A 20,654-nucleotide genomic window follows, 5' to 3' on the forward strand; every position below is an offset into this window, starting at 1 on the left:
TTGAAGTGATTGTAGACGGAGGAATGGACGGAGGCGAATTTCTGTAAACTTCGCATGCGCCTGAAACGCTGCATCGCGCGCTCTCTTCGTCGGAAAGGCAGGTGCGAGTTCTCGACGCGGTTGTTGAGCCACCTGCCCGTCCTTTGTTTTTCGGTAGCGCCAAGCTCTCTGAGAGCGGCCCATTACGATGCGAAGCGATCCGTGAAAACGGTTCCCGCTTTACCGTATCGCTTCATCAATTTCTTGAGGAATTTCAGTGCTGCAGCTTTGTTTCGGCGCTTCGTGACAACGGCTTCCAGCACCTCGCCTTCGTGATCAACAGCCCGCCAGAGATAGTGGCGTTTGCCATTTACCTTCACGAAAACCTCGTCAACGTGCCACTTCCATTTTGAAAAGGCTCGGAGTTGCTGAACACGCTTTCGTCTGATCTCGGCAGCAAACATTGGGCCAAACCTGTTCCACCAATATCGGACAGTTTCGTGACTCACGTCGATGCCTCGCTCATGCAGCAGATCTTCGACATTCCGAAGCGAGAGTGGAAACCGAATATACAGCATCACCGCCAGGCGGATGATCTCAGGACTGGTTTTGAAGTACTTGAAGGTGGCAGGTTTGGTCATTCCTAACTGCTATGCACCCGCCCTGCCCCGCTCAAGCAAAGTTAATCTGACAAGACCCCGTAGACTTCCTCTGCAACTTTTCGCCCAGTGGAAGAAAAGCTTAGCGACTATGTTAACTTTTAATTGTCTACTAGTTTTCGCGATTCAGGGCGGTTTCCCGGTCGATATAGCAATGGGTCTGAGCTCGAGAAGGGAGTCATTACACTCCGGCGAAGAGTATTTGTTTCTTGCGATCTGCATCCCTTTGACACAAAACGAAATCGTTCTCATGCAAAAAGCCCTGAGGAGAGGACGCAACTAAAAAATGCCCAAAATCATCTCGCCCTGCGACTAGCGCAACCAAAGTTTTCAATCCGTTTTGCTGTTTCATTGAGGGCTTTATGAAACGCAACGCCACACCAATGCGTCTATCGTCCGTGTTATTGGGCCCTGATGCGTGAAAGAGATGCCCGTGATGCATGGATGCCTGCCCTGCACGCAATTCGGCAGCAACTGCATCTTTTTCGTTCACATCGACTGCGATTTCCTGCCCACGTGACAAAAGATTGTTTTCGCTGAAGGTGTCCACGTGAGGCACGATCCGGCTTTTATGGCTGCCAGGAACAAACCTCATACACCCGCTTTGCTCAGACGCTTCTGAAATCGCAACCCAACAGGTTACCTCTTCAGCATCATCCAAACCCCAATAGGTCAAGTCTTGGTGCCACGAGACTATCTTCGATGATCGCGCTTCTTTTACGAAAAGTGCACCGCTCCAAACCATGAGGTCCGGCCCCAACACTGTTGAAGCAGCCTCAATCAGCTTCGGATGGCGAAGAAGTGCATCGAATGATGGTATCAGCCTGTCTGGATAAGAATATAGAAGCTTGAGTTTCTCTGGGTCGTCTCTGAGAATGAGCTCTGCTTTCTCAAAATCATCGCGCAGCGTTTGGACCTCGGAAGCTGTCAGGATATCCAGCGGAGCTACGAAACCGTCTCTTTCATAAGTCTTTGCAATATCACGCATTCGCCTATCCATCGTCATTTTCCGGAAACGTTAACTGCACTTTCATTGATTGGCTTCGATCAGACGCGACCTCAAAGGCAGTAACAGCCTCGCCAACTTCGAAGGAATGCGTCACCAACTGGTCGACGTTTATTAGTCCGCTTCGCATCATCTCGACCGCGACTGAGAACTCGGAATGGAAACGGAAAGACCCGCGAAGCACTATCTCTTTTGCAGTCAACGCCTGCATTGGCACAGTCATATCTCCACCCAGACCAAGCTGAACCAATGTTCCACCCGGTCGCAAGCATGCGACGCCAGAAGCCAGAGCCGATTGAGCCCCAGAACACTCCAGTTGGACATCAACCTGGCCCTTGTCGTTTTCAAACTGCTCCAGTTTTTGCGGATCGGCGTAGGTGTTGATGACATCGTCTGCCCCGCATTCACGCGCCAGAGCGAGGGTCTGGTCCGAGATATCCGTCGCCACTATTCTGGCCGCTCCAGAACGGCGTACCGCCAAGATCGTGAGGCAGCCAATCGGGCCGCATCCCGTTAAAAGTACCGTTTTGCCTAAGAGGTTCCCGGCTTGTTTAATCGCGTGCAAACAGACAGCCAGAGGTTCGGCCATAGCGGCCTGCGCAGGGCTCAACCCATCTGCCGGAACACATTGACTGGCTTTCGCCACGAGTTTGCTTTGAAAAGCGCCTTGGATATGCGGGAACGGCATCGCGCTGCCATAGAACTTCATATCAAGACAGTGGTTTTGCTGCCCGTTCAGACAATAAATGCAGGCTTGGCAAGGGCGGGATGGAGAAACTGCAACCAGTTGGCCTAAGTGCAGCCCCTGCACACTTGACCCGACTTTCACGATTTCTCCGGCGACTTCATGTCCTAGCACCATCGGCTGACGCAACTTGATCGCACCGAAACCACCGTGGTTATAATAATGCAGGTCAGAGCCGCAAATCCCACCCGCGCGCATGGCAATCAAGACTTCGTCTGGCCCCACGTCGTGTACGTCCCGGTTTTCCAACCTCAGATCTTTTGCGGCATGGATAACAACAGCAACATTGGCCGAAGACATTGCACAGACTCCCTATACATATTGCCAAAAGATACGGATAGTCGGTGCTGACAACCAAGGGGTTTTTGCATGATGCTTGAAATGTTCAACCTAGAGGGAAAACGCGCACTAGTAACAGGCTCTAGCCAAGGCATTGGATTTGCGTTGGCCCGTGGCTTGGCTGCCGCCGGTTCGCAAGTCGTTTTGAACGGGCGCGACACCGCGAAACTAGCGGCAGCGGCATCCGAGTTGAGCGAAACAGGCGCCTCGGTACGTCAACTTTCGTTCGATGCAACCGATCATGAAGGTGTCCGATCTGCCGTGGACAACTTTGAAGACAATGTCGGCCCCATAGACATCCTGATAAACAACGCCGGAATGCAATACAGGACGGAGCTACAGGATTTCCCCGCTGATGCCTTCGAGCACCTACTACAGACAAATGTAGCGTCCGTCTTTCATGTCGGTCAGGCTGTGGCACGGCACATGATTGAAAGAAAATCAGGCAAGATCATTAACATTGCGTCGGTTCAATCCGCATTGGCAAGACCGGGTATTGCGCCTTACACGGCGACAAAAGGTGCCGTGACCAACCTTACAAAGGGAATGGCGACTGATTGGGCTAAGTATGGCCTAAACTGCAATGCCATTGCGCCTGGATATTTCGATACACCTTTGAACGCCGCATTGGTTGCTGACCCTGAGTTTAGTGCATGGCTCGAGAAACGCACCCCGGCCGGTCGCTGGGGCAATGTGGAAGAACTTGTCGGCGCCGCTATATTCCTTGCCTCCCCTGCATCCAGTTTCGTTAATGGACATACTCTCTACGTTGATGGCGGAATAACGGCGTCACTTTGATTTGTGTCTTTCAACCGTCTGCTAGGTACGACTGACGCAGGCTTTGTTTAAAGCGCCGACGCCAAAGCAGTCACCACAACAACCATCAATGAAGCCGCCATCGCAAAGTTGATCCTTTGATGTGATCTCTCACTTAAATCAAGGCTGCCTAGCTTTGCGCCAGCACCCAGCCAGATCATGTGCACTGGCACCCAAACCATATTGAATATTACGATTTTTATGACGACCTCCCAAACGGGCGCATCGGGCAAAAAGGCAAACCCTGAAAACAATGCAGTGCCAACCACGTAAGCCTTGGGATTAATGAACTGAAGTGTCAGCCCGTTCGCAAAACCAAGTGGCGAGACCGCGGGGGAAAACCCGACCTTTGAGCCAGCTCTTGCAATACGCCAGGCAAGAAATCCCAAATACCCAACAGAGGCAAATAGCAGCAAAGTTCTAAGTACCGGTATAGCCAAAGCTACTGCAGCGACTCCAGAGACAACAAACATCATGTTGATGAACCCGCCCAGCATCAAACCGGCCACAAAAGCGAGCCCAGCTCGAAAACCAAATGCTGATCCAATACCCGCAGTTGTCAAAACACCTGGGCCAGGCGTAATCAGCAGAAAGAAAACCGCAACGGCAAACTCAAACACTATTCAGATTGGCCTTCTACAGATCTCTGCATTCCGGCACAGCTGTGATCACCGATCCGTCCTTAAGGTGTTGCAGTAGATTGTCGACAGTTAGTTCACCCATAGCTGCACGTGTCTCAATAGTCGCGCTACCAGCGTGAGGGAGAAGAACGACATTGGACAACTCGCGCAATGCTTTTGGAACGCGCGGTTCGTCTTCAAAAACATCAAGCCCTGCCCACCCGAGCTCACCGTTTTGCAATGCATTGATTAGGGCAGTTTCGTCGACAACCGAACCTCGACTAACGTTTATAAGAGTGCCCCCTGCCCCCAACGCGCGCAACACCTCAGCGTTGACCAGCCTATTGGTCGACGGGCCGCCGGGCGTGATGCATATGAGGACATCCACATGTTCTGCCATTTCAACCAAACTGTCGAAATATCGGTACGGGACATCCTTTTGATTGCGGGTATTATAAGAGATTTCGGGGGCCCACGGCTCCAACTTATCAACGATCGCCTGACCAATGCGACCAAGACCAAGAATGCCTATTCTTTGATTGTCCGCTGATCGTGTCAAAGGGGCATTACCTTCAACTTCCCACCGTCCGGACCGAACGTAATCGTCGTCACGTACGAGCTCTCGATAACATGACAGCAACAGCAAAACGGCGGTGGTTGCGACTTCTTTGTTCAAAACATTCGGTGTGTGCGTCACGACAATCCCGCGCTCAGCCGCGGCATTTGCGTCGACGGCGTCGTAACCGACTCCATAGACGCTGATCATCTTCAAACTGCTGAGTGATGTCATCAGGTCATGCGGAACGCCATCATGCCCATTTGTAACGATATGTGTTATACTATCCGCGCTGAAATCGTCCAATTGATGAATATTGAACACTGTGGCCAGGCGTTCTCGCATCCGTTCAGTGATCCCTCCGATTTGCAATAAGTCAGTCATCTTGGCCGACCTCTTGCCGCTGAACGCCAAGCCCATCGATACGAAGCTCCATGACGTCGCCTTTTTTCAGGTAAACTGGGTCCGGTTTGATCCCCATTCCAACACCGGGCGGTGTTCCAGTTGAAATGACGTCGCCGGGATGCAGTGTGAAAAGTTGGCTTAGATGTTCAATGATCTCGGCAACGGAAAAGATCATCGTAGCAGTATTCCCGGTTTGCATGCGCTGACCGTTTACATCCAGTGACATACCAAGACTTTGAGGATCCGGCACCTCATCCCGGGTCACTAGCCAAGGGCCAGTAGGGCCAAATGTGTCGCAAGACTTGCCTTTGGTCCATTGACCGGTCAGTTGAGTTTGAAAATGCCTTTCCGACACGTCGTTTACGATGCAATAGCCGGCAACGTATTCGAGCGCGTCGGCCTTGGAAACGTATTTGACTGTTTTGCCTATGACTACGCCCAGTTCGCATTCCCAGTCGGTGTGTGTAGATCCCCGCGGCATGACAACTTCGTCATATGCCCCAATGACCGCTGAGTTAGCCTTGAAAAAAAGTATCGGATGCTCGGGAATATCTGCGCCGGTTTCTGCTGCATGGTCCGAGTAGTTCAAACCGATGCAAAGAAATTTACCGATGTCACCGACACACGGTGCGATACGAGGGTCACCCTCTACAATTGGCAGGTTGTTCGGATCCAATGAGCGCAGGTTATCAAGCGTTCCGTCATCCAACATATCACCCGTAATATCAATGATATGAGCGGACAGATCCCGCAATTGGCCCTCAGCGTCGACCAACGCAGGCTTTTCCGAGCCCTCTACTCCGTAACGAACAAGTTTCATTTCTGTTCCTTTTAGTGATTGTCGCGTGGCATGAATCCTCGCGCGATATCGTGGTAGTTTTCTGCCCCCTTGAGCGTCATACCGCGATCCAACCGATCTACTTTTTCGCGGAAAATTTCCTGCCACGGGGATTGGTTGGGCGGCATTAAATACCCACCCTTTGCCTCCAGATCGCGGGCGCGTTCATGCAGTTCTTCGAGCGAAACCAGCATATCTGCTGTGCCTTTGCCAAGATCGATTCGCAGTCGGTCACCATTTCGCACTAAGGCCAACCCACCACCCTCTGCAGCTTCGGGTGAAGCATTCAGGATAGACGGGCTTCCTGATGTTCCGGATTGCCGTCCATCACCGATGCAAGGAAGGGCTTCGATGCCTTGTTTCAACAAATATGCGGGCGGACGCATGTTCACGACCTCTGCGGCACCTGGGTAACCTTTTGGTCCTGCTCCGCGCATAATCAGAATACAGTTTGCGTCGATGTATTCTTCGGGATCATCGATCCGATGGTGAAAATCCTCAGGCCCATCAAACACAACCGCCCTGCCCTCAAATGCATTAGGATCATCCGGGTTCGACAGGTAGGTCTGTCGAAATGACTGTGAGATCACAGATGTCTTCATAATCGCACTCTCGAACAGGTTACCCGAGAGATTGATGAACCCCGCCTGTTGCTTAACCGGGCTATCAACAGTCTTGATTACTTTGCTATTCTGAGACCGGCGCGCCGAGCAATTATTGCCCATCGTCTTGCCGTTCACCGTTATCGCATCGGGATGCGGCAGCAATCCAGCGTCAAGAAGCTCTCCGACAACGGCGGGTACACCTCCGGCCTGTAGGTAATCTTCGCCCAGGTACTCACCCGCAGGCTGCATGTTAACCAACAGTGGAACGTCGTGGCCAAGTTTCTGCCAGTCATCGTTGGTCAACGGAACACCAAGATGTCGGGCGATTGCATTCAGGTGGATCGGCGCGTTCGTCGATCCGCCAATCGCAGAGTTGATAACAATCGCATTCTCAAAAGCCTGACGTGTCATCACATCGCTCGGGCGTAGATCCTCCCAGACCATGTCCACAATGCGTTTACCCGTTTCATAACTGATTTGACCGCGCTCTCTATACGGGGCTGGAATGGCTGCTGATCCGGGCAATTGCATACCCAAGGCCTCAGCAAGCGAATTCATGGTCGTTGCTGTTCCCATCGTATTGCAATAACCCACCGAAGGTGCTGCGGCGGCTGCGATCTCCATGAACTCATCGGTGTCTATTTCGTCAGCCGCAAGGTCTTCGCGCGCTTTCCAAATAACCGTTCCCGATCCGGCGCGCTCACCTTTCAACCAGCCGTTGAGCATGGGACCGACCGACAGGGCAATCGCCGGGATGTTGACGGTCGCAGCGGCCATAAGAAGCGCGGGCGTGGTCTTGTCGCAACCAATGTTCAGAACAACGCCATCAATCGGATACCCGAATAGACTCTCAACCAAGGACAGATAAGCCAGGTTGCGGTCGAGTGACGCCGTTGGCCGTTTACCTGTCTCTTGTATCGGGTGGACCGGTATTTCGATGCACGTTCCCCCGGCGGCGATGATTCCATCGCGAACACGTTTTGACAATTCGATATGATGCCGATTACAGGGGCTCAAATCACTGCCGGTCTGAGCAATGCCAATGATCGGTTTGCCTGATTGCAGTTCCTCACGGGTCAATCCGTAATTCAGGTATCTTTCCAGATACAATGCCGTCATCTCAAGGTTCTCAGAATTCATGAACCACTTGCGAGATCGCAAATCTTTTTTTGATACTTTTGTCATTGGCCTGACCAACCCCCGTCAATTATGTGCGTGTGTCCAGTGGTGAATGCACTTTCATCGCTCGCCAGATAGACGACCAATGCAGCAATCTCTTCTGCTTTCGCTACACGCCCCATAGGCTGTCGCGCCACAAATTGTGCAAGGGCCTCTTCTCTGCTGCCCAGTTGCTCGCCCAACGCATCTACGCGGTCACGCCAACTGGGACTGTCGACTGTTCCCGGACAAATGCAATTGCACCGGATTCCTTTTGTTATGAAGTCCACGGCTACCGATTTCGTCAGCCCAACAACAGCGGCTTTTGTCGTTCCATATACAAAACGATTTGGCGCACCGATTATGGAACCCAGTGCGGAAGACATATTGATTATCGAGCCTCCTCCGCGCTCTAGCATTCCCGGCAATACAGCCTTTGTCGTGCGCACCATTGAGCGCACATTAAGGTCCATGGCGAAATCCCACTCTTCATCGGTTGCATCCAGAATAGTTCCGTGATGCACGAACCCTGCGCAGTTGAACAAAACGTCCGGCTTCGCTCGCGCGACCCCATGATGAATGCTCTCATTATTCGTCACATCCATCTCGAAAATTTCGAGATTTTCGAGATTCTGACCGCGAATCAAATTTAGTTTTTTGGGGCTAATATCCGTCGCATAGACTTTTGCACCCTCTCTTGCCATTGCAATTGCGCTTGCAAGTCCGATCCCCTGTGCGGCGGCTGTGACCAGGACGCTTTTTCCCTTAAGTCTTTCTGACATATAAATATTCCGACCTCAAAAGTGGCGACTGGACAAGTGTTACGTCGTCCCACAGATCAACCGAGAAGCAAAGAAACCTTGGCGGATTTGCAACGACTTCTGGCATGTGGGCACAGAGCCGTTAGCGTATGACAGAGATTTTGGTTTGGCCATAACCATGCGTGGCGCACCTTCGGAAGGACAGTAGATGATGAGCAAGCAGTTCAAAGTGGCTCTGTTGGGAACCGGCCTGATGGGAGCTCCTATGGCGCGGAATATTTTGCGCGCCGAGTTTCCGCTCACTGTATGGAACCGCAGCTTGAAAAAGGCAAACCCGTTGGCAGCAGAAGGCGCGACATTGGTGGAAACTGCCCCGCTGGCGGTTTCGGGTGCAGACGTAATAATAACCATGCTCTCGGATGGATACGCGACCGGCGCGCTACTTGCTAACGAGGCTTTCCGCGAGCAACTCAAACCGGGGATGATCTGGATTGATATGTCGAGCGCCAAACCCGAACACGCAAGAGAGCAATCCGCGCAGCTTTCCTCGATGGGGGTGCTGCATCTGGACGCCCCGGTTTCCGGTGGCATCAAAGGTGCCGAAGCTGGCACCCTTGCGATCATGGTCGGTGGCGGTCAGGACGTTATGGAGCGCGTGCGACCGGTTCTGACAGCAATGGGCCGGCCTGTGCATGTTGGCCCAAGTGGTTCTGGTCAATTGTGCAAATTGGCCAATCAAACAATTGTCGCTGTAACAATATCGGCAGTCGCCGAGGCGACTCTACTGGCTCAGCAAGGCGGTGCGGACCCCACCGCGTTGAGGGCCGCACTAAAGGGGGGCTTTGCGGATAGTATTATCTTGCAACAACATGGCGAACGCATGTCTGATGGAAATTTTACACCCGGGGGTTTGTCTAAGTTTCAACTAAAGGATTTGGACAATACGCTAGAGGAAGCGGGAAGCCTTGGCGTTGAGCTACCTAGCACCCGATCTGTGCGCGACCGTTTCGAATATCTGATAGACGAAATGGATGGGGCCGAACTGGATCATTCGGCTTTGTATCTAGAACTCAAAAAACGGAACGGAATGCTGTGACGCGGATCCTGATTATAGGCGGCGGAGGAATGCTGGGCCAGAAACTGGCCCATCGCGTGTCGATCCAAGAAACCTTTGGAGCCGATGCCCAAGTCTCACTGTTCGATCTCTCGTTCCCGCCCGACAGTGCGGCAGGTAATCAAATTGTGGGGAACTTGACTGCGACAGGCATAGCTAAGTCTTTTGCTATGCAGCGGCCAGACGTCATTTTTCATCTTGCAGCTATCGTTTCAGGCCAAGCTGAAACAGACTTTGCGTTGGGTTGGGATGTAAACCTTATGGCAACGTGGGCACTGCTGAACGCACTTAAGGATGAACACGAAGCTTCAGAAAGCGAGTACACACCTCGCCTGGTTTTTGCCTCGTCCATAGCAGTTTTCGGGTCACCATTCCCCGAAAAGATAAGCGATGAATTCCTCTCGGCACCTTTGACAAGTTACGGAGCGCAGAAAGCGGCGGCTGAATTGATGATCACGGATTTCAGCAGGAAAGGATATATCGACGGTATTTCCTTGCGCTTGCCCACTTTGTGTGTGCGCCCGGGCAAAGCCAACGCTGCCGCTTCGTCCTTCTTTTCAGGTATAATACGAGAGCCATTGAATGGGGATGAGGCTGTCTTGCCAGTTGCCGACACCGTTCGCCACTGGCACGCCAGCCCCCGCGCCGCTGCGACTTTTTTGACCCACGCAGCAACAATGGACACGCAGCTTTTGAATGACAGACGCGCATTGAACATGCCTGGCGTAAGTTGCACCGTCGCCGAACAAATCGAAGCTCTGCGCAAAGTGGCCGGCCAAGAAGCGGTTGGCCTAATCAGGCAAGAACCCGACGAGACAATCGAACGAATAGTCAAGAATTGGCCGCGAGACTTTCAAACAGATCGCGCTCTGTATTTGGGGTTCAAGGCGGAATCAAGCTTCGACGAAATCATTCGCGTGTATTTGGAAGACGATTTTCGGCTTTAGTCGCCCATCGTCTTTCCAGTTAGATGGCGTTCCAGATGGTCGTGAATTTTCTCTCGTGTTAACTGCTCATCCCCTGACAATGCTGCTTCAAGTATATCGGCATGGTGTCTTATGTTCTGAGAAATGAATTCAAAGTTCCGGTCTGCCACCATCAACTGCTGTCTGAATTGCGCGTAAACTCGGCTATGCATTTGTTTTAAAGTTTCCGAGCCACAGGCAGAAATAAGTGTTTCGTGAAATTCCTTTTCCGAGGCAAACCATATCTCGATAAGGCCGCTCGGGTCGTCTGTGGCGTGAATGCGTTTTTCGATATGGCTAAGTTTGTGATGTGCGGCCGTCAATCTTGCTTCCCAATCCACCCCGCCATTACGGATCGACATTGCGGTGCCTTCGGCCTCCAACAGAACACGGACGTGCGTCAATTCGATAAGCTTCTGCGGCGAACGCATTGGCACGCGGAAACCTTTTTGTTCCTGAAAGTCCACCAAACCAACAGCGGCCAAACGAAAGAGGACTTCACGAACGGCGCTCGCAGAACAGCCATACACTTTACGAAGTTCTTCAGCCCGCACCTTGGCTCCATGCTCGAATCCATTAGAGATCAGGCGCATCTTAAGATCTTGATAAATATCTATTTCGTCGTTCATTCCAGTATGCACCTTCAAGTTTTGTCCAAGTAGCGTCCTAACCTTATTTTCGAATTATCGCAAGAATCTCGAATTTTTTTAAAATTTCAATTTTTTCTTGTTGCATTCGATTCGTCGGCTTAACGTTTACCTGCGCGACAGCAAAGGAGGCGGCAAGATCTTCCACACCGCGCACGCTCAACGTCTGGGAGGACAATATGAAAATAGTCAAGACAGCGGCCCTGGCGGCCGTAGCCACGACAATGGCAGCCGGTTTCGCGATGGCTGAAACAACGAAGCTTAGAATTCAAACCCATTTTTCGCCCGAAACTCTGTCAGGCCAGATGGCTGCAAAATTCGTTGAAGACATTCAGGAAATGTCGAACGGCGAAATCGAAGTTGAAATGTTCTATTCCTCTTCGGTGGTCAAATCAGTTGAAACCTTCGATGCCGCAGCTACCGGAATTCTGGATTGCGACATGACGGGCGGCGGCTATCAGACCGGTAAAAACCCGGCCTTCCAGTTTGCGGGCGACCTGCTCGGCGGATATCAGAACCCATATCAGCAAATGGCTTGGCTTCTTCATGGCGGCGGAAGAGAAGCTGTAAATGATTTATACAACGGCTACGACATGGAATTCATCGGATGGTGGATTCCCGGGCCGGAGTCGCTTTCTTCGACCAAGCCGATTGCAAAAGTGGACGACTTCAAAGATTGGAAATTCCGCTCCCCTCCAGGCCTTGCGACCAAAGTGTTCGCGGAACTTGGTGCTTCTCCGATCGTTATGGACTTCAACGAAATCTTCACAGCTTTGGAAACCGGCATCATTGATGGTGCGGATGCTGCGAACCTGACGAACAATGTGGGCCTGGGCCTGTACGAGATCGCAGGTCACACAAACTATCCCGGTTTCCACTCGATGCCCGCGGACCACCTTGCCTGTCGCAAAGACGTTTGGGAAGCAATGCCCGCGCACCATAAGAAGATTATGGAAGTCGCAATGGATAGCCTGGCATTGCACAATGCGACCATCAACGAAGTGCAGAACGCTCAGACTGCAAAAGACCTGAAAGCAAAAGGCGTTCAGTTGTACGAATGGTCGCCTGAAGATCTGGCAGCCTATCGCGCGGCCGTTCAAGTCGGGTGGACTGAGTTCGCAACGACCCCTGAAGCACAGGCGCTGCTGGAAAGCCATATCAACTTCCTGCGTGACCTGGGCGCGATGCAGTAGTCAGGCTGCGACCGACTTACGACACACGGAAAGGCCGCACTAGCGGCCTCTCCGGTTCGGCGCCGGGATCCAGAGCTTCATGAAAATCACCAGAATAATAAGTCACGTACTGCAGTACGACATGCCGGAAGTTCTGGGCTACTCGCAACAGTATTATGACAAGCGAACAACTCATCTGGTCGAGGTTCAGACAGATGAACGGGTAACTGGTTGGGGGGAGTGCTTTGGTCCCGGAAACGTAGCCATTGCCAACAAATCCATCGTGGAAAAGGTCATCCAACCAATGGTTCTTGGCATGGACCCTTTGGACAAAGACGTGATCTGGCACAAGGTGTACAACCTTTTGCGAGACCATGGCCAAAGCGGAATGCCAATACAGGCTTTGTCCGGTGTGGACATCGCACTTTGGGACATCACCGGCAAAATCTCTGGCCTCCCCCTCCATAAGCTTGTCGGCGGCGCACATCGCGCAAGCGTTCCTTGCTACGGCTACGGCATGATGCTCAGGGATGAACCGATTTCCAATCTGGCCAGCCGTTTTGAGGATGAAGCCTCAAAGATCAAGGAGATGGGATTCACCGCCACCAAAATGAAAACGGGCTTTGGCCCGAAGCCTGATGTGAAGCTGTGCGAAGCCGTTCGACGCGGGGTTGGTGACGACTTTCCCTTTATGGTCGATGCAAACCATGCCTATACGACTTCGGACGCATTCTACGTCGGTCGGTCGCTGGAAGAACTGGACGCATATTGGTTCGAAGAACCCGTCGCGCCAGAAGACATTGACGGATACCGCGAATTGCGCACTTCGCTGAAAGTCAACATTTCGGGCGGTGAGACGGTATTCAATCGCTGGGCCTGGCGCAGTCTTCTTGAAAATCGCGGCATCGATATAGCGCAGCCAGAAGTTTGCGCTTTGGGCGGTGTTTCAGAGTATCTCAGGGTACTGGCCCTATGCCACGCACATTTCACTCCGGTCGTAAATCACGTCTGGGGTAGCGCCATCGCTGTCGCAACTAATCTGCAGTTACTGGCGGCCATGCCAGCGATTCCAGGCGGCTTGCATCCGTGGGAGCCGATGCTGGAGTTCGACACAACGGACAACAAGTTTCGGGACGATCTGCTGACCGTACCGCTGGGAATTCAAAATCAGGTCAAGGCCAACAACGGTCGTGTCATGATACCGACTGGGCCCGGACTGGGTGTCGAGCCGGATCGAGACTTTATCGATCACTACAGGATCGAAGGATAGGGACGAGGGTTACGCGATGCACAAGAATTCAGGCGGACCAATTGAATGGCTCATACCGTTGGCCTTCGTAGCGACGGCCAGTTGGCTTGTTTGGCATCTCCCTGCATTCCTATTGGATTGGCTGCCCTACACCTCTGAATCCCTCAAAAGTCAGGTAACAGAAATATATCTGCGCAGCGACATCACGCCCGAATTGTCTGGCGTGTTCGGGGGTTATGTCGACATCATCGACGTCGCCGCGCTCGTCCTTCTACCGTTTCTTGCAGTGATTGGCACCAAGACAGTGCGCCCAGCGACGATGGAGTTCGAAGGCACGACGGTTATGGATCGTTTCGCCCTGTTCATAGGACGAGTTACGATGATGATGATCGCAATCATGACTGTCGTCATGCTCTACGAAGTCTTCATGCGCTATATCCTGGAAAAGCCGACCGAGTGGGCCAACGAAATGACACTTTGGTTCGCCAGCTTTGTGTTTTTGATGTCCGGCTACTACGCCATGCAGCAACGCAGTCACATTCGAATATTCCTGCTCTACGACGCAGTTCCACGTTGGCTTCAACGCGTTTTTGATACGGTTTCGACAATACTGATCGTGCTGTTTGCCTTCTTTTTGGTCTACGGCAGCTACAAACAGGTGTTCGTCAACAAGCTCTATAAATGGGAGCTTTATGGCTCAGCCTTCAATCCTCCGATCCCGGCGACGTTGCAGCCGATGGTGCTGATCGTGATTACGCTCGTCGCAATGCAAGCAATTTTGAACTTGATCGCTGATTGGAACAAAGAACCGGAAATCCACACAGATGAACCGGACGAAGACGAAATTGAAATGATCAAACGAGCGGTGGGACAAGACTGATGGATATTGGAACAATCTCACTCATTCTGATGGTCGCCCTGATCGTGCTTCTGGCGATCGGAATGCCCTTGGGTCTGGCCTCGGCTTCGCTTGCGGTTCTGGTTCTTGTCCTGAAGTTCGAACCGACACTGCTTTTGAACCCGTTTTCATTCGGCGACGGGGTTCTCACCGGTCGGCCAGGGACTGGGCCGCTCTATATCCTGGCACAGAAAATATACGGGCTCTTAACGGACTACGTGCTCATATCAGTGCCATTGTTTATCTTCATGGCGTCGCTGCTAGAGCGGTCCGGGATCGCGCGTGACATGTATTCGTCGCTGAATGTCTGGCTGTCCAGAACACGCGGCGGCATCGCGATCGTGACCTCGATCATGGCGGTGATCATGGCAGCCATGTCCGGCATAATCGGTGGTGAGGTTGTCCTGCTGGGACTTATCGCCCTGCCCCAGATGCTGCGCCTAGGGTACGATCAAAATCTCGCGATCGGCGTCATCTGCGCCTCGGGTTCGCTGGGCACCATGATCCCTCCCTCCATCGTTCTGATCATCTATGGGCTGATCACCGAAACCTCGATCAAGTCGCTGTTCACCGCGTCTTTCATTCCCGGCTTCATGCTGGCCTCGATGATCATCCTGTACATCATCATCCGCACGCAGTTGAATCCTCATCACGCTCCGCTGCCGGAACCGGATCCGAACGACCCCGAACCGGCCGAAAAACGCAAACTGTTTGGGGCCTTCATGAGCATCGTCGTCGCCGGATTTTCCACCGTTCTGTTTATCCGGGCCGCGTTTTTCGAGCTCTCAGGCTCGAACGCTGCCAGCCAGGGCGAGCCCGCGAGGCTGGGAACGGCTGACTACATGCCCTGGTTTGCCGGCATCACGATCGTTGCCCTTCTGCTGATCTTCTTCGTCTTTGGCAGAGAGCGCGCTAAAATCGGGTGGGAAATGGGCAAAGGCCTCGTCGCTCCGCTGGTCGTCATCGGCGTCGTGCTCGGCTCGATCTATGGCGGGATCACAGGCATCACCGAGGCTGCGGGCATGGGCGCCTTCGCCGTTCTGATTATCGCCATCCTGCGGGGCGAAGGATCGTTCGAGCTGGTTTGGGACAGCTTGATGCGAACCCTAAAATCCACAGGCACCATCATCTGGGTTACGATCGGGGCCGCCGCGCTGGCGGGTGCCTACACCATTGCTGGCGGGCCCCAATACGTGGCTGACCTAATCGTCGGCCAGGAGCTGCCAACCATGCTGGTCATTCTGGTGATGATGCTGATCTTGCTGTTCATGGGCGCATTCATGGATTGGGTCGGCATCGTGCTGTTAATTATTCCGGTCTTTCTGCCGATCGTCCTGCGCCTTCCTATCGAAGAAATCGGAGTCTTTGGCCAGTTGGAGCCGAGTCATGTCGCCATCTGGTTCGGCGTCGTGTTCTGTATGAACATGCAGGTCAGCTTCCTCTCGCCCCCATTTGGCCCGGCCGCGTTCTACCTGAAGTCGGTGGCCCCGCCACATATCAGTCTGACGGATATCTTCCGCGGCTTCCTGCCATTCATCGGGATCCAGTTGCTGGCGCTTTCCGTTCTTCTGATTTGGCCGGGCATAATCGCGCTGCTGTTGTGAGGTCGCACCCATGCTGACACAAGATCAGATTGGCAAGTTCCAGACGGACGGATACCTCGTGGTCGAGGATGTTATCCCTGCCGATGTCCTTGATCGTGTACAGACCGAATACTCGGATGTCCTGAGCCGGCTCTATGACGGTTGGTACGAAAAAGGGCTGGTCAAGGACGAACCGTCTGGAATGACCTTCTGGGACAAACTTCTGTCCGCTTATCAGGCCGGTTGCGACTATTTCCAGCCGCTGGACATCTCGTTGCCCGGCGATCGGATCATGGCGGACACACCGTTCCATATCGGGCCTGCAGTGTTCGACTTGCTAACGGCCCGGCCCATGCTTGACATTGTCGAGCAGTTGATCGGGCCAGAGTTGGTGAGCAATCCAATCCAGCACGTTCGGCTGAAGCCCCCCGCTCTCAAGCTGTCCAAGGATGAGGTGCGCGCGCACATCACAGCGACGGACTGGCATCAGGACCGGGCGGTTGCGTTGGAGGATGCAGATCAGACCGACATGGTCACGGTGTGGATTGCCGTCAACGATGCAACGCTCGAAAACGGCTGCCTGCAAGTGCTGCCAAAGGCACAGGACCAATCCATCCTACCGCATTGCGCGCGGACGCAGACTGGTATTGCCGACGGATTCATTGACGAAGGCCGGGCTGTGCCCCTTCCTGTCAAGGCGGGCGGGATCATCCTGTTTCACCCTCTGACGCCACATGCTTCGCTGGTCAATGAAACGGACCGGTTCCGCTGGTCGTTCGACGTTCGCTTCAGTGCGGCAGGCCAGCCCACCGGTCGAGACCATTTCCCCAGCTTCATCGCGAGGTCCAGATCGCACCCCGAAACCGAACTGCGAGATTGGCGTGTCTGCAATTCCAATTGGGAAGCGGCGCGAGCAAGGCTGTCCGGACAACCGCACATAGATATTCACCGATGGACATCGGACTCACCGTTCTGCGCCTAGCTGCTGCCGCCAGGAAAGCTGATTATGACTTTTGTACGTTTAGATCGAACGGATAGCGTGGTTGTTGCAACTCGGTCCCTGGAGGCCGGCAGTATGGTGGAGGATGTCATGACCAATACGCGCATCCCCTCGGGACACAAGGTCGCCACGCGGAATCTTGCACCCGGCGATCCTGTCAGAAAATACGCCCAGATTATCGGTTACGCCACCCAACCGATCGAACCTGGCGACCATGTGCACACCCACAATATCGAGTTCCGCAACACTAGTGTAGACTACGAGTTTGCGACGGATCACAGGCCCATGAAACCCGCCACCTCGGTCGATACGTTCATGGGCTACCACCGGGACAGTGGTCGGGTCGGCACGCGCAATTACATCGCGGTTCTGACAACAGTTAATTGTTCGGCGACTGCGGCCCGTATGATCGCCAACCACTTCACGCCGGACAAGTTGGCCGAGTTTCCGAACGTCGACGGCGTGGTGGCCTTTGTCCACGGAACGGGCTGCGGAATGGCCGATTCCGGCGACGGTTTCGAAGCACTTCAACGGGTCATGTGGGGGTTTGCGAAACATCCCAACCACGCTGCCGTTCTAATGGTCGGTCTGGGCTGCGAGATGAACCAGATCGACTGGCTGCTGGACGCATATGGTCTGAAGCAAAGTCCCACCTTCCAGACGATGAACATCCAGAACGTCGCCGGATTGCGCCGGACCGTGGAAGCGGGCATCGGCAAGATTAACAAGATGCTGCCCATTGCGAATGAGGTGAGGCGCAGCGAAGCCCCGGCGTCTGAATTGATAGTTGCGCTGCAATGCGGTGGATCGGACGCTTGGTCAGGCGTGACCGCAAACCCTGCGCTCGGACACGCCTGCGACCTGTTGGTTGCCCAAGGCGGCACCGGTGTCCTTGCGGAAACGCCCGAAATCTACGGAGCCGAACATCTTTTGACCCGCCGCGCCCTTGGTCGCGTAACTGGGCAAAAACTTATCGGACTGATCGATTGGTGGCAGGACTATACCGCTCGCAATCACGGCTCGATGGACAACAACCCAAGCCCCGGCAACAAGCACGGGGGGCTGACGACCATCCTTGAGAAATCGCTGGGGGCAGCGGCGAAGGGTGGAACCACCCCTTTGACCGGTGTATTCAAATACGCTGAACCCATCACCGCCAAAGGCTTCACCTTCATGGACAGCCCCGGATATGACCCGGCCTCGGTGACCGGGCAGATCGCGGCCGGGTGCAACCTAGTGTGCTTCACCACGGGGCGCGGCTCTGCCTTTGGGTCCAAACCAGCGCCCACGCTGAAAATCGCTACCAACTCTGAGTTGGCAGCGCGCATGCCTGAAGACATGGACGTGGATACGGGTGATATTCTGACCAAAGGTGCCAGCGTCGAAGAAAAAGGACAGGAAATATACCGGCGGCTGCTCCAAGTCGCCTCGGGCGCGCGAACCAAGTCCGAGGCGCAGGGCCTGGGTGACTACGAATTCGTTCCTTGGCAAATCGGAGCGGTGATGTGAAACGGATCCTTGTAGCTGGCGGCGGGTTGATCGGCATCCGCCACGTCCGCGCCGTGGTTGAGCATCCCGACTGCATGTTGGTCGGGTTGGCCGATCCAGATGGTTCGATCCAGATCGACGCGCCGCGTTTTGCCAGTATGGACGAGGTGCAGAGCCCCGTAGATGGCGTCATCATCGCGACGCCCACCCGCCTGCATGCCGAACATGGCATTCTAGCCGCATCCCGCGGTTGGCACATGCTGATCGAAAAGCCGGTTGCCGCATCGGTCGATGATGCCCTGCGCCTGAGAACGGCCGTTCGCCAGGCCGATGTCCGCAGCCTTGTGGGCCACCATCGGCGGTATCATACAACCTTGCAGCACCTGAAAGAGGTGATCGCGCAAGGTACGATCGGACAAGTCATCAACGTCTCGTTGCTGTGGGCCATGCGTAAACCCGAGAGCTATTTTGAACAGAACTGGCGGACTTCTGATGGCAGCCCAGTCATGATCAATCTGGTGCATGATATCGATGTCCTGCGGTTTGTGATCGGAGAAATCTCGGATGTCGTCGCCCTGCCCGGCGCGTCGATCCGCGGATCGGATCGGATAGAAAGTGGGGCTATCGCGACCGCGTTCGAAAACGGCGCGACGGGCACTATCAGCTTTGCCGACACAGCACCCAGCCCTTGGGGGTTTGAGGCTGGAACCGGCGAGAACCCGAACATCGGCACGACCCACCAGGACATGATGTGGATCACGGGAACCAGTGGTGCTGTGAGTTTTCCCTCCATGACTCTGTGGCGTGGAAAGGATTGGGGGACTGCGGCCCAAAAGGACCAGCTTACACGACCGGAACAGCAACGCGCACCATTGGAGGTGCAACTGGATCATTTCCTTGACGTGATCGACGGCGCCCCTCCACTGATCGACGTCGAGGATGCAGCCCGGACGCTCGAGGTCACATCATGGATAGAAGAGGGGCTAAAGGCGCGAACAACTCGAGCGCGGGCGCCGGCCTGATGGACATGCGGCCCGGCAAAATACCGGACCACTCAAAAATCAATGATATTCCACCGGGCAAAATGAGCAATTAAACTGAAAAGCCGCCCGCACCAGACACAAGAATGGAAACCTTACACATTCACGGAAAGGGAGACCTATGAGCAAACCATCAATCGGGTTTATCGGCTTGGGACTAATGGGCGGCGCCATGGTGAGCCGACTGTTGGACCAAGGATACTCGGTCGCTGTACTGGGAAACCGCGACCGCACGCACCTGGACGCCGCGATTGACCGAGGCGCCCGCGAGATGCAAAACGCCCAAGAACTGGCTGAAGCCAGCGACATCGTGATGCTGTGCATGGGCACCTCCGAACAGGTCGAGGGTCGTATGCGGGGTACAGATGGAGTGATTGCGGGATTGAAACCCGGGGCGGTCGTCATCGACTTTGGCACCTCTCTCCCAGGCAGTACACGCGCCTTGGCCGAAGAGGTTGCCGCAGCCGGTGGAAGCTATCTTGATGCGCCGCTTGGCCGGACGCCGGCGCACGCGCACGAAGGCAAGCTCAACATAATGACTTCCGGCAACAAGGTTGCCTTCGACAAAGCCGAGCCGACACTGAAGGATTTGGGCGAAAACGTCTTTTTCCTTGGCCCCGTTGGGTCCGGGCACACGGTAAAGCTGATCAACAACTTCTTCGGAATGACCGTCGCGAACGCGATGGCCGAAGCCTTTGCCATGGCAGATATCACCGGTGTTGACCGCAAGCAGCTGTATGACGTTATGGCCGCAGGGCCGCTGCATTCCGGAATGATGGATTTTGTCAAAGCCTACGGCCTTGAGAGCGACCCAAATCAGCTGGCCTTTGCCATCAAGAATGCGGCAAAAGACCTCGGGTATTATGACCGAATGGCGCGCGAGGCGGGCGTTGCCAGCGTGATGTCGCAGGGCGCGCTTTCGGCGCTGAATGACGCGCGCGACCACGGTCAGGCGGATGATATGGTCAGCCAGATGGTTGACTACTACGTCAAGCGTTTCAACACCTGATC

Annotated in this window: 18 protein-coding genes and 2 pseudogenes; 11 read left to right on the forward strand and 9 right to left on the reverse strand. The window is 54.1% G+C overall.

The window, feature by feature from the left end; genetic code table 11:
* The 3 genes and pseudogenes from AC2TAD_RS17720 to AC2TAD_RS17730 all read right to left on the reverse strand — a co-directional run.
* Window positions 1-620: pseudogene (locus tag AC2TAD_RS17720) on the reverse strand (IS6 family transposase); the annotation flags it as partial.
* 199 nt (window positions 621-819) lie between these two features.
* On the reverse strand, window positions 820-1,626 hold the full coding sequence (locus AC2TAD_RS17725; protein ID WP_480869218.1) for a phytanoyl-CoA dioxygenase family protein: 807 nt from the start codon (window positions 1,624-1,626) through the stop codon (window positions 820-822).
* 4 nt (window positions 1,627-1,630) lie between these two features.
* A complete protein-coding gene (locus tag AC2TAD_RS17730; RefSeq protein ID WP_480869220.1) occupies window positions 1,631-2,689 on the reverse strand; it encodes an L-idonate 5-dehydrogenase in 1,059 nt (352 codons plus the stop codon).
* Between the two features lie 69 nt (window positions 2,690-2,758).
* Here AC2TAD_RS17730 and AC2TAD_RS17735 point away from each other — a divergent pair, with 69 nt between their 5' ends.
* Window positions 2,759-3,526, forward strand: coding sequence for an SDR family oxidoreductase (locus AC2TAD_RS17735; protein ID WP_170750467.1), 768 nt, complete (start codon window positions 2,759-2,761; stop codon window positions 3,524-3,526).
* A 47-nt stretch (window positions 3,527-3,573) separates the two neighbouring features.
* Here the strand turns inward: AC2TAD_RS17735 and AC2TAD_RS17740 are convergent, their stop codons facing one another.
* Genes AC2TAD_RS17740 through AC2TAD_RS17760 form a run of 5 tightly spaced genes read right to left on the reverse strand, consistent with a single transcriptional unit; the run spans window position 3,574 to window position 8,508 of the window.
* Entirely contained in the window at window positions 3,574-4,164 is a 591-nt protein-coding gene (locus AC2TAD_RS17740; RefSeq protein ID WP_170558336.1) for a LysE family translocator, read from the reverse strand.
* A gap of 16 nt (window positions 4,165-4,180) precedes the next feature.
* Window positions 4,181-5,104 (reverse strand): 2-hydroxyacid dehydrogenase, encoded by a 924-nt coding sequence (locus AC2TAD_RS17745; RefSeq protein ID WP_170750465.1) that lies wholly within the window; start codon window positions 5,102-5,104, stop codon window positions 4,181-4,183.
* Entirely contained in the window at window positions 5,097-5,945 is an 849-nt protein-coding gene (locus tag AC2TAD_RS17750; protein ID WP_058277425.1) for a fumarylacetoacetate hydrolase family protein, read from the reverse strand. Before AC2TAD_RS17750 ends, AC2TAD_RS17745 begins: the two co-directional genes overlap by 8 nt.
* Window positions 5,946-5,956: 11 nt before the next feature.
* Window positions 5,957-7,753 (reverse strand): IlvD/Edd family dehydratase, encoded by a 1,797-nt coding sequence (locus AC2TAD_RS17755; protein ID WP_480869223.1) that lies wholly within the window; start codon window positions 7,751-7,753, stop codon window positions 5,957-5,959.
* Window positions 7,750-8,508 (reverse strand): SDR family oxidoreductase, encoded by a 759-nt coding sequence (locus tag AC2TAD_RS17760; RefSeq protein WP_480869225.1) that lies wholly within the window; start codon window positions 8,506-8,508, stop codon window positions 7,750-7,752. Before AC2TAD_RS17760 ends, AC2TAD_RS17755 begins: the two co-directional genes overlap by 4 nt.
* Before the next feature lie 190 nt (window positions 8,509-8,698).
* Here AC2TAD_RS17760 and AC2TAD_RS17765 point away from each other — a divergent pair, with 190 nt between their 5' ends.
* Both AC2TAD_RS17765 and denD read left to right on the forward strand, forming a co-directional pair.
* A complete protein-coding gene (locus AC2TAD_RS17765; protein WP_480869227.1) occupies window positions 8,699-9,583 on the forward strand; it encodes an NAD(P)-dependent oxidoreductase in 885 nt (294 codons plus the stop codon).
* Window positions 9,580-10,548 carry a D-erythronate dehydrogenase gene (denD, locus tag AC2TAD_RS17770; protein WP_480869229.1) on the forward strand — a complete coding sequence of 323 codons (969 nt, stop codon included), beginning with the start codon at window positions 9,580-9,582 and terminating at the stop codon, window positions 10,546-10,548. The genes AC2TAD_RS17765 and denD overlap by 4 nt, the downstream gene beginning before the upstream one ends.
* Here denD and AC2TAD_RS17775 read toward each other — a convergent pair.
* Entirely contained in the window at window positions 10,545-11,195 is a 651-nt protein-coding gene (locus AC2TAD_RS17775) for a GntR family transcriptional regulator (protein WP_170558351.1), read from the reverse strand. The genes denD and AC2TAD_RS17775 overlap by 4 nt on opposite strands.
* 197 nt (window positions 11,196-11,392) lie before the next feature.
* Here AC2TAD_RS17775 and AC2TAD_RS17780 point away from each other — a divergent pair, with 197 nt between their 5' ends.
* The 8 genes and pseudogenes from AC2TAD_RS17780 to AC2TAD_RS17815 form a co-directional block, all read left to right on the forward strand.
* On the forward strand, window positions 11,393-12,406 hold the full coding sequence (locus tag AC2TAD_RS17780) for a TRAP transporter substrate-binding protein (protein WP_170558353.1): 1,014 nt from the start codon (window positions 11,393-11,395) through the stop codon (window positions 12,404-12,406).
* Window positions 12,407-12,485: 79 nt separating this feature from the next.
* Window positions 12,486-13,655 (forward strand): mandelate racemase/muconate lactonizing enzyme family protein, encoded by a 1,170-nt coding sequence (locus tag AC2TAD_RS17785; protein ID WP_170558355.1) that lies wholly within the window; start codon window positions 12,486-12,488, stop codon window positions 13,653-13,655.
* A 16-nt stretch (window positions 13,656-13,671) separates the two neighbouring features.
* On the forward strand, window positions 13,672-14,514 hold the full coding sequence (locus AC2TAD_RS17790; protein ID WP_170558357.1) for a TRAP transporter small permease subunit: 843 nt from the start codon (window positions 13,672-13,674) through the stop codon (window positions 14,512-14,514).
* A complete protein-coding gene (locus AC2TAD_RS17795; RefSeq protein WP_170558359.1) occupies window positions 14,514-16,136 on the forward strand; it encodes a TRAP transporter large permease in 1,623 nt (540 codons plus the stop codon). The genes AC2TAD_RS17790 and AC2TAD_RS17795 overlap by 1 nt, the downstream gene beginning before the upstream one ends.
* A 10-nt stretch (window positions 16,137-16,146) precedes the next feature.
* Window positions 16,147-17,097 carry a phytanoyl-CoA dioxygenase family protein gene (locus AC2TAD_RS17800; protein ID WP_170750458.1) on the forward strand — a complete coding sequence of 317 codons (951 nt, stop codon included), beginning with the start codon at window positions 16,147-16,149 and terminating at the stop codon, window positions 17,095-17,097.
* Between the two features lie 24 nt (window positions 17,098-17,121).
* Entirely contained in the window at window positions 17,122-18,624 is a 1,503-nt protein-coding gene (locus AC2TAD_RS17805; protein ID WP_058277416.1) for a UxaA family hydrolase, read from the forward strand.
* The gene (locus AC2TAD_RS17810) at window positions 18,621-19,625 is read left to right on the forward strand and encodes a Gfo/Idh/MocA family protein (protein WP_480869233.1); all 1,005 of its coding nucleotides are present in this window, start codon (window positions 18,621-18,623) and stop codon (window positions 19,623-19,625) included. Before AC2TAD_RS17805 ends, AC2TAD_RS17810 begins: the two co-directional genes overlap by 4 nt.
* A 100-nt stretch (window positions 19,626-19,725) precedes the next feature.
* Window positions 19,726-20,652 (forward strand): annotated as a pseudogene (locus AC2TAD_RS17815) (NAD(P)-dependent oxidoreductase); the annotation flags it as partial.
* Window positions 20,653-20,654 lie beyond the last annotated feature (2 nt).

The sequence above is a fragment of the Ruegeria sp. HKCCD7628 genome (genome assembly GCF_057221005.1).